We start from the raw sequence: 11,567 nt of genomic DNA on the forward strand, positions 1-11,567 counted from the left end.
TTGATTAAAATTGTTAATCAATCACTAGAAAAAATTTATAAAGCAGATTGCTATCACATTTATTTTTATTAAAGAGAATTATCGCTAAAAAAATCTTAGAAACCTCAAATGAATCAGAACCGAAATTATAAAAAGGCAAAATAAATTAATAATTTATAAATTTTTGTACTGTATTTTTCCTAGGTTGTTGGAATTGGCCATTAGAATATTATGTTTTACATCATTAATGCTAATGATTATTATTAGCGCTAAAATTCAGGCCTACAACTGAGGAAACAGGATGCGCCTTTCCCAATTCAGCTTATGTGTTTTATCTATTGCAATCAGTAGTCAGTTATATGCACAGGATGAAACCTCGAATAATCAGACACCAGTTAGCAATGCTCAACAACAGGAATCTGTCCAGAAATTGCCACAGATCGTTATTACAGCAACACGATCAGAAAAAAGCATTGCAGATATTGCAGGGACTGTACAGAACATTAGCGGAGCAGAGGTACAAAAACAGGCTGGGGCAGGGCGAAAAGTAGCAGATGTTCTTGCTCAACTGGTTCCTTCACTGGCGCCGTCTAGTGGTACTGGAAGTAATTATGGCCAGACCATGCGAGGCAGAACGGTACTGGTGATGATTGATGGTGTATCTCAGACGGGATCGCGTGATCCTGCGCGCCAATTGAACAGTATTAGTCCGGGGATGATTGAAAGGATTGAGGTTATTTCTGGGGCAACCAGTATCTATGGTTCTGGCGCAACGGGTGGGATTATTAATATCATTACCAAACGTGCTGACAAATCGAAACCACTGAGTTTTGAGACGAAATTAGGGATAACCTCTGCTGATAATTTCCGAGGAGATGGCCTGGCTTATGAAGCGGGTCAGAGCGTTTCTTTCAGCAATGATAAAATGGATGGTTTTCTTGGTGCGAACTATACCAGTCGAGGATCATTATTTGATGCGAATGGGGATCGAATCGCAACTGAACCCAATCAGACCAGCCGTAATGATACAGATACACTAGATATAAATGGGCGCCTGAATTTTAATTTGACTGACACACAAAGCTTGAGTTTTGGTGCGCAGTATTATAAGGATAAGCAAGATACTCGTTATCTACCTGATTATGGACCGAACTATACCATTGCTAAAGGGCCACAGTCTGAACGAGCAATCAAGGGACTGGAATTAAGTAATCAGCCATTTACGGATCGTTATGCCTTTAATACCCAATATCAAAATCAGGATGTATGGGGGCAGACGGTAAATTTGGAAGCCTATTATAGAAATGAAAAAGGACGTTTTTTCCCAGTTTATGCTGGTGGCGCGACGGTAAATCAATCGCAATATACGGTTGATGTGGCAGGAATGCGGTCTACAGTTCAGTCTGATTTTAAGCTTGCAGCGCGTGATCTTAATCTGACCTATGGTCTGGATTATGACCGAGAAAAAGATACTCAGCATTATGACGTATTGTCTGTCAGCAATAACGGTATGGTTTACAAGGATACTGGTAGAAGATTAGATGCTGGTCCAGATACTGTCATTCAAAATATCGGTGCTTTTTTACAGGCAGATTATCAATTAACGGATCGCTTTAATCTACAAGCGGGAACGCGCTATCAATATATCAAGGCAGATACAGACGCTTATACACCTTCTAGACAAACACAAAGCGTAGCGAGTGATTCAACAAATGCTGACAAGTTTTTGTTTAATTTAGGCGCAGTTTATAAACTTACTGATAATCAGCAATTATTTGCCAATTTCTCTCAAGGATTTAGTTATCCAGATGTATTACGGATGTTGCGTGATGTCTCAATTCTGACCGTTTCAACTGCGAATATAGAACCACTAACCGTCAATAGTTATGAACTGGGTTGGCGTCTGCAAGATGATCAAAAACTTGATTTAGGAATTACTGGCTTTTATAACACATCTGATAAAGTCATTCAGTTCAATGCGGACCGTTCTGTCAATATTGCTGATACTGATCAGCGTGTTTACGGTGCAGAAATGACTGCGGCATATCCAATTCTGGATGATTTTAAAATTGGTGGTACGTTGGCTTACACCCGTGGACAATATAAGGATGCGGCTGGTAATTGGCGTGAGTTAAATGCTTATCAGGTATCTCCAACTAAGGGAACTATTTTTGGTGAGTGGAATAGTGATGATGGTTATGGATTCCGTGTACAGATGCTTGCTGTAAAAGGAACTGACAAAGCCTTTGAAGACGATAAGGTTGCGGTGAACAGTGATAAGGTGGTTCCAAACCGTGCTGCAAAAATCAAGGGTTATGCGATTATGGATACCCTAGTGAATTTTCCTGCGTATAAGGGGCGGGTGGATTTTGGAATTTATAACGTGTGGAATAAAGACTATCGCACTGTGTATAGCCAGCAGTCAGAAATTACCTTTTCCCCTGTGTCTAGTATGCGGGCACAAGGGCGGACCTTTGGTTTGAGTTATACTTTTAATTATTAATTGATGTTAGCTAAAAGCTGGTGCTGAGTGTTTAATTCTCACTTATCACCAGCTTTTTTATTATTTATATAAAACAAATTCTTAACCAAAGATAAGTATCAAGTGTCGTCAAAATTTAAAACAATAGAATGGATCAGCTATTTAGCGGATTTTTTAGCCATATTTGTAGAGGTCTATTCTATTTGAGTTGTTGTTGCACAATTTGAAATGAATAAAAATTCAATGAGTACATGTTGTATCGCCCTAATTTTGGTTCAAAGCTGTTTAGTTTCCCCATACTGTTTAAAACGCATTATGTGAATTGACCGAATCGAAATAAAAATAGTCAAACATCAGCTCAGTGTAATAATCGTGTTTTAAGCAAGGGCGTATTTTTAAATAAATATTTGATAAAACAATGAGAAATTTTTATCTTTTATATGAGTTATAATAAAAATAGATGCAGTTTTGCTTAAATATTAACCATAAGATAGACTGGTCTGTATAGACAAAGCCCTAAATTTTTTAGTACAATTGATCACAATTTAGAATTAAATAATAACGCATGTCTAACAATATTTACGCTGCTTTGGAGCAGCTTGGCTTATCAGCACAAAAACGTGCGATTCACGTACAATTTTCTAATTCGGCGTTGAGCCAACAAGTGTTCCTACAACGTATCGATGGAATACATCAAATCAATGAGGGTGTTCGGCTCCAACTCATCTGTCTTGCAACGTCAGCAACTATCCCTTTAAAAAGCTTTATTGGAACGCAAGCTGCAATTGATATTGTCACAGATAAATCTGAATTAACCCGTATTTCAGGAATTGTGACCCAAGCCGATATTGGCGCATCTGATGGTTCTCTTACCATCTATCGTTTGACCGTAGAAGACCCAACAGCACTTTGGAAGCATCGTAGAAACTCTCGAGTATTTATGAATAAATCGGTTGTGGATGTGATCCAGACCGTGTTCCAAGAATGGGCGCAACGCAGCCCACTGTTTGCCTCAAGTCTGAGTCTAGATAAGAGTGGCTTAAGCAAAGACTATGATGTGCGCCCATTCATTATGCAGGCATCTGAAAGTGACTTTGACTTCCTGACCCGTTTGATGAGAAGTGAAGGGATTAACTGGCTGATTGATGAAGCACAACTTAAAGTGTCGAGTTCAACAGAACAAATCCAAGCACAAAAGCTTCGTTTAATTGATGATAATTTGCAATTTAGTGCCTTAGAACGCCGCAATATTCGCTTCCATAGAAGCAGCGCCGTAGAAAAAACTGATTCAATTACCAATTTTATTGGTCAGCGTTCCATTCAACCGACTTCGGTGTATATCCAGCGTTGGCAAGCTGATGTACTGGATATTGATGAAGGCGCTGGTAGTGTCCAAAGTAAGCACAGCCATAGTGAAAATTATGACAATGCCAGTCTAGCTTTAGAACAAGCATGGCACTTTAGCCCTGCATGGATTCAAGACCTTAATGGTGAAGATGGCGCAACGCCATCGGGCAACAGTCAGATTGAAAAGTTTAATCAAAACCTCAGTAACTACTACGATTCACAAGCCAAACAATTTACAGCAACGTCAACAGTGCGCGATGCACATGTCGGCTATTGGTTTGAACTAAATGAACACCCTGAGATAGATCAACACTCAGGTGCAGACAAAGAGTTTTTAATCACGGCTAAAAGCTTTTATAACCAAAATAACTTACCTAAAGATCTCACCGATCAAGTCACCGCTTTAGTCCAACAAAGCAATTGGCAAACAAGTCAAATCACCAGCAACACGAGTGATGAACGTCAAGCCAGTAATTTAATCATTCAACGTCGTAATATCAGCACGGTTCCAGCTTATAACCCATTACAACACCGACCGATTGCATCACCGCAACGGGCCAAAGTGGTGGGGCCAAGCGGAGAAGAAATCCATGTTGATGAATGGGGGCGTATTAAAGTTCGCTTCCTGTTTAGCCGTAATGAAGACAACACCCATGATGGCGGTGCGGGTTCTAATGACAATGACACAGATTCAGCTTGGGTCGATGTCCTGACCCCATGGGCAGGTGAAGGCTATGGGGCGCGATTCTTACCGAGAATCGGTGAAATTGTTGTGATTGATTTCTTTGATGGCAACATTGACCGTCCATTTGTGGTTGGGCGTATCCATGAAGCACAACGTCATCCAAGTAAGTTTGATGACAAAGGCAAACTGCCTGATACTAAGAAACTGGCAGGAATCAAAAGTCGAGAGTATCAAGGCAGTGGTTACAATCAACTGAGGTTTGACGATACTACTGGCCAAATCAGCAGTCAGTTACAGAGTAGTCATGCCGCCAGCCAACTCAACTTGGGCAAACTGAGTCATCCTAAAGACAAAGCAGAAAGTGATGATCGTGGTGAAGGCTTTGAGCTGAGGACTGACCAATGGGGAGCAGTTCGCGCAGGGCAAGGTTTACTGCTTTCAACCTATAAACAAGACCAAGCCAAAGGTGATCACCTTGATTCAGAGCTTGCCAAAAAGCAACTTGAAGGTAGTCAGACCAACAGTAAAGCCTTAAGCGATATTGCCAAGAATCAAAAGACGGATGAAATTGAATCGATTGAGCAACTCAAAGCTTTTGCCGAAGAAATTGAAAAAGATGTTGCCAAGTATAAAAAAGCCATCATGTTACTCAGTTCTGTTGATGGGATTGCCTTAAGTACCCCTGAAGATATCCATCTTTCAGCCACAGGCATCATTAACCATACTGCGGGCGATAGTATTAACCTCAGTACCCAAAAGAATCTTTTGGGACAAGCTTTAGGCAAAGTGAGTCTATTTGCTGCTCAAGGTGGCATTAAAGCCATTGCAGCACAGAGTAAAGTCGAGATTCAAGCGCAGTCAGATGCTTTAGATGTATTTGCTAAACTGGGGATTACCATCTCGTCTACAGAAGATCGGATAGAAATCAGTAGTCCAAAAGAAGTGTTGATTACAGGCGGTTCCTCACAGATTGCCCTAAATGGTTCAGGGATTTTCCCCAAAACAGGTGGGAAATTTGAGGTCAATGCAGGGCAGCACACATTTAAGCCGGGTGCCAGTGTCAGTAAATCAGCACAACTGCCGCCATCGAATCCGCTCAAAGGCGCACTCGACTTATTAAAAAGCTATGGTGGACAAGACTTCTTTAAACAAACCGGCTTTAAAGTGATTGACTCATTTGGCAAGCAAGTGTCTGGCAAGCTGGATGGCAATGGCTTTGCCCAAGTGACAGGTATTGCACCTGGCCCTGCCAAAGTTGAATTTGAAACTGATCCACGAAGTGCATGGGATAAAGCAAGTCATTTTAACCGTGATTATACTTGGTCAGAAGAAGTGGTCGGTGGTGCCACAAGCTTTGCACAAAATGCTTTAAATTCAGTGGGGCAAAATATGATGTCTCAACTCAAAAACAATTTATTCTCTTTGAATGCTGACTCATTGAAAGATATGGGCAAAAATGCTTTAAAAGACTTAGGCACACAAAGCTTGGGACAATTTAAAGAACAATTTACTCAAAGTGCATTAGGTTCAGTCTCTTCAGCATTGAATTTAAATTTATCTCCGTCACAGATGATGAATGTGGGACAGATGATTGCTAATCCAAGTCAATCCCTACAAAACATTAAAGATCAAGGCATCGATTTCTTTAAAGACCAAGCCTCAGCACTGTTTGCTCAACAGACCAGTGGTTTGGTTTCTAATTTAACTGCTGGAACAGGATTTGGGTCGTCACTGGGTCAAGGTTTTGTTGCAGAGTCATTTGGCGCTGCTCAAAATGGGCTAGATGCCCCAGTGAAAGTAGTGGATGATTTTATTAAAAAAGATGAATATTTCTCTCGCTTCTTAACCTATAGCATTACCACTCGAAAAGGCGATGCATCAGTACCCACGATCCCGCAAAACATTCCTCAACAAGTCAGTCAGCCTGCGCCAATTTTGACTCAACAGACTCCACAAGCGACAGCACCTGTCGAAGTGAAAAAACCGCAGTCGATTTATGATATGGATAAGGATGTGGTACGGATGGATCTGGAAGAGTCTCGTTATGTCACCAAACAAGTGACTGTGCGAAAAACGGCTGCTGAACAACCAGATGTATATAACGCGCGAAATAAATAATTGAACATTTTTTTGAATTTTAATTGATTGAAATTAAATTAAAAATTAGAACGTATTAAGGTTAAGCTTATGGCATTTATAGATAGTAAAAATCAGACCGCAGGGTCAAATACACAGCAACAACCAACCGCTAAAGAGACCAAGCCAGCGGTAGAATTGGCAGTATTTAATTTGGCCAGTCTGACGCATACAGAAGACCATAAGTTTATCGCGCATCAAATCCAAAACTATTTACAGGCTTGCGGAAATACCAGCCTAGAACAGATTAAAGCAAGCGCCAATGTACCAACAGTCGCCAATATCTTTGCATTATCCGGCAGTGTATTGGATTTAATTCTATTTGCTACAGAACCCAAACAAGCCGAGGCAGGCGTACAACAATCGGCATTGTTAAGCATGAACTTAATCGGTTCATTTTTACAACCGAATACAGAAGCACATGTGCGTATGGCTTTACGTCCAATGCTGGGTTTAATGGCCGAATGTTTATACCCAGCCGATGGCAAAATAAAAGAAGCTGATTTACGTCGTATGCAGCTACACTTAAATGCGCAGATGGCAGGCGATTTAGAAAAATTCCTACAAGAAACACAAGGTAAATTATCAGGTTTATTGTCGAGTGCAACGACATTAGGGACTTCAATTCTGCAAGCCTTTAGCAGCAGTGCTGTAGCTGGATTACCCAGCGTTGCTTCAGCGGGAGCCACAGCTGAAAAACGTGATCCCAGCAAGCAGTTTAGCAACTGGGCACAACCATTGATTGATTTGTTGGGTACACCTGCACAAGCTGATATGACAGCAAAGATGACCCCGAATATCGCAACACGATTAACAGAAGAAGTGCTTAAGGCGACACCACAACTTGCTACCGTGATTCAACAACAAAGCAATGCAGGAACTCAATATAGCCTTGCTTGGTTGATTCAAGAAACCCTAAAAGCCATCCAAACTCAAGGTAAAAAAGCCACAGCCAGTGTGCCGTTAAACCAAACAGGCGAACATGAGCAGCATATCAATGGTGATATTTTAGAGTTTGTCACCTTACAACCTGATGCCTTAAATGATCCGATTTGTGCTACCAAACTAGCTGATTCAATGCCGAGTGACTCAGCAACCAAACATAGTATCAGTTATGCGATTGGCGCTGAGCGGGTTAATCATTCAGACTTTTACTTGCCTAAAGTTGGTTTTGCCTTTAGTCGTCAATATAACTCTCAAATGAATGAGTTTGACCATAGTATGATCGGCGCACGTTGGATGATGCCATTTTCCAATGTGATCATACAAAATCAAAATGGGTATTTATTTATTGACAGCAATGGACGTAAACATCAACTGCCTGCTTCGATCGTCTATGAAACATATCAGGTACCCTTTGAAGGCTTTAGTGTCGCACCACATGACGATGGGGATTTATTGCTGAATTTTGGTTCAGACTGGAATTTCCATTTTCATAGTTTTAATGCTGGAAAACATTATCACCTCGTTCAACAATTTAATGATCAGACTGATGAAAAAGTAGTACTGACCTATTTATTGTTTGAACAATTTGCCTATTTACAGGCGATTGATTTTCAATTGAAACGCGCTAAACATTTAGTTAAATTTGCTTTTAATGAACAAGCCAAAGTCATTGCCGCATTTGTCGATGATCAAGTGGAAGCATTGGCACGTTATGAATATGATCAACAAGGCAATCTGATCAAAGCCATTGATCAAAATGGTCATACCCGCAGTTATGAATATAACCAAGCCCATCAATTGACCCGTTATACAGATCGTACTGGACGTGGGCAAAATATTCGATATGAATCTACCGCACCCAAAGCCAAAGCGATTGAGGAATGGGCAGATGATGGTAGTTTTAAAACCCGTTTAGAATGGCATCCACGTTTGCGTCAAGTGGCCGTCTATGATGCTTATGAAGTTCCAACCTATTATTATTTTGATTTAGACGGTTTTACCTATCGTACTCGTTTAGCCGATGGTCGTGAAAAGTGGATATCTCGAGATAGTCAAAAACGGATTACGCGTCAAATTGATTTTGCAGGCTTAGAAACAGAGCAAGTCTATAACGATCAAGATCAATTGGTGAAAATTGTACAGCCAAATGGTGGCATTATCCTGTTTGCCTATGATGAAAATGGTAATCTGACTGAAACCAAAGACCCAGAAGGCAATATCTGGAAAAAACAATATGATGCTGATGGCAATGTCAGCAAAGACATTAATCCTTTAGGACATATCACCCAGTATAAATATAATAATGACAACCAATTGGTTGAAGTGATTGATGCCAAAGGCGGCTCAAAGAAAATTCAATATAATGATCTTGGACAGATGGTGTCGTATACCGATTGTTCAGGGAAAAGTAGTGCTTGGGAATATGATGAAGACGGTACACTGACCGCCCAAGCCTCTGCGGATGCACAACAGGTTCAGTATCTCTATAGTACCCAAGGTAAAGACCGAGGGCAGCTACAAGCAATCATTTATCCTGATGGATTAAAAGAACAATTTGAACATGATGAAGAAGGGCGTTTACTTAAGCATACTGATAGCAAAGGCTTAATTACCCAATATAAATACAATCAAGTCGGACTATTAGAACAACGGGTCGATGCCAATAGTCACCAAATCGGCTACCAGTGGGATAAGCAAGGTCGAATTCAAAAACTAAGCAATCAAAACCATGCCGAATATCTATTTGACTATAATCGTTTTGGGCAATTGGTGCGTGAACAAGCTTTTGATGGTGAAGAAAAGCACTTTACATATCATGACAATGGATTTTTATTTCAAATCCGCCAACCAAATATTCTGACTCAATTCGGCTATCATACGGATGGTTCGATCGCGTCAAAGACTTATACCCATTTGCAGACGCGGCATAGCCAAGTTGAAGAGTTTGAATACAACTTAAATAACCAACTCAGTAAAGCGACCAATACAGAAAGCCAAATTGATTTTTATCGCAATCAACTCGGACAATTGGTACGTGAGCATCAACACTATAAAATACCCAACCTAACGCCACTGACCGCAGTATTACGTTATGAGTACGATGAATTGGGGAATTTGACTCAAACCATTCGTCCTGATGGACAAGTACAAGCCAATCTAAGTTATGGATCGGGGCATATTTATGGTATTGCTTTTAACCAACAAGATATGGTGGCATTTCAACGCGATGATTTACATCGTGAAACCACACGACTGCTTGCCAATGGTTTAGTGCAAACTAAGAATTATAATGATGTGGGCTTACTCAGCTCACAAGTCATTCGCCCAGAGCAAGAAACAACGGACAGGGTACAATTTCAAGCAGAACGCCATTATCACTATGATAACAACTACCTACTGACTCAAGTCGATGATAGTCGCTTAGGAAAGTTAAATTACCAATATGATCCAATAGGGCGTTTAATTAAAAGCCAAAACCCATATAAGACTGAAAGCTTTAGTTTTGATCCTGCGGGGAACTTAATTGATCCGATTGCCACTCAAGCTGCACAAGTGAAAAATAACTTGATTAGCCAGTATCAAGGCAAACATTATAAATATGATACACAAGGCAATGTGATTGAAACCACTCAAGCAGGTCAGACCTTAAAACTCACTTGGGATAACTTAAATCGTCTGATTCAAAGTGACAGCAATGGTCAAATCACAGACTATGGTTATGATGTTTTTGGTCGCCGATTATTTAAGAATAATCATCAAGACCACAGCCTAACCTTATTTGGTTGGGATGGTGATCTAATGATATGGGAGTCATATCAAGCAAACCAAACTCAATCAAAACAGCAAGACTACACCAAACACTATGTCTATGAACCGAATAGCTTTGTACCGTTATTACAGACTGGTTATACAGGCTTTATTCAGCTGATTGAAACACCTGATTATCGCCAATTCCAAAATGTACCTTATTCGATTTATAAAGATCCTGTATGGAAAACTGAAACCAGAAAGAACAAAGCTGAATTAGAACGTGTTGCCTTTTACCACTGTGACCAAGTCGGTACACCACAAACTTTAAGTAATGAGCTAGGGGAGTGTGTTTGGGAAATCAAACAGGATACATGGAGCACTGCTTTAGAAATTAATACAAGTGATAATCTGCTTGAGCAAACCAACTTAAGATTTCAAGGGCAATATTACGATAAGGAAACAGGTTTACACTATAACCGTTATCGTTATTACGAGCCGTTTAGTGCAAGGTATGTGAGTAAAGATCCGATAGGATTATTTGGGGGATTAAATAATTCTGCTTATGTAAGTGATCCAAATCAGTGGGTGGATCCAATGGGGTTGGATGAAACTTTCATGGATCCAGTTTTTAAATTAATTCATGATACTACGAGGTACGAACCGTCAGATACTACTGTAAACATTGCAGCTGGGTTTGGTGATAGTGTAAGTATGGGAGGAACAAATTGGGTTCGTGAAAAAATGGGTACTAATAGCGGGGTTAATAAGTGTTCACTTGCTTATAATGGTGCTCAATTTGCTGGAGGAATGATGGTTCCAACGGGGCGGGTGGGTTACGTTTTACAAGCGAAAAGAATTCCTACAATTGCAAAAACGGCAGAAGAAGCAGTAAAAATGAGAAATGCATTAAAAATCAGTTATAGAAAAGGCTGGCCAGAGCCATTTAAAAGTAATTGGCATATTAGTGACTATGCTTCTCTAGCAGCAAAGAAAACACCTGAACAAATTTTAAAAAGATCTGGCGGAACAAATATTAACTATACTGTAGGAATTGTAGGTGGGGGTACAGGTGTAGCTGTTGCTAAAGGAGTCATGTGTGATTAATAACAACGTTTTATTGCTTATTAAAGAGTCAAGAAAGGCTTATGACAAATATTCTGAAATTATAGAATATGATTTGGGAACGAGGTCTGTTTTGTCAAGAACTAGAATTGCTTTAGGTGAGGTGGAAATACACGGACT

3 protein-coding genes are annotated in these 11,567 nt (G+C 40.2%); all 3 read left to right on the forward strand.

Annotation, left to right across the window (positions count from 1 at the left end; translation table 11 throughout):
• Window positions 1–280: 280 nt before the first annotated feature.
• Window positions 281–2,482 carry a TonB-dependent receptor gene (locus tag GJV03_RS20395; protein ID WP_105712978.1) on the forward strand — a complete coding sequence of 734 codons (2,202 nt, stop codon included), beginning with the start codon at window positions 281–283 and terminating at the stop codon, window positions 2,480–2,482.
• A 544-nt stretch (window positions 2,483–3,026) separates the two neighbouring features.
• Window positions 3,027–6,611: a type VI secretion system Vgr family protein gene (locus GJV03_RS20400; protein WP_154130992.1), complete on the forward strand. Its 3,585-nt coding sequence runs from the start codon at window positions 3,027–3,029 to the stop codon at window positions 6,609–6,611.
• A gap of 69 nt (window positions 6,612–6,680) precedes the next feature.
• On the forward strand, window positions 6,681–11,429 hold the full coding sequence (locus GJV03_RS20405) for an RHS repeat-associated core domain-containing protein (protein ID WP_252720756.1): 4,749 nt from the start codon (window positions 6,681–6,683) through the stop codon (window positions 11,427–11,429).
• Window positions 11,430–11,567: the final 138 nt, after the last annotated feature.

Source organism: Acinetobacter sp. RIT698 (assembly GCF_009668065.1).
In the GTDB taxonomy this organism is placed as follows: Bacteria; Pseudomonadota; Gammaproteobacteria; order Pseudomonadales; family Moraxellaceae; genus Acinetobacter; species Acinetobacter guillouiae.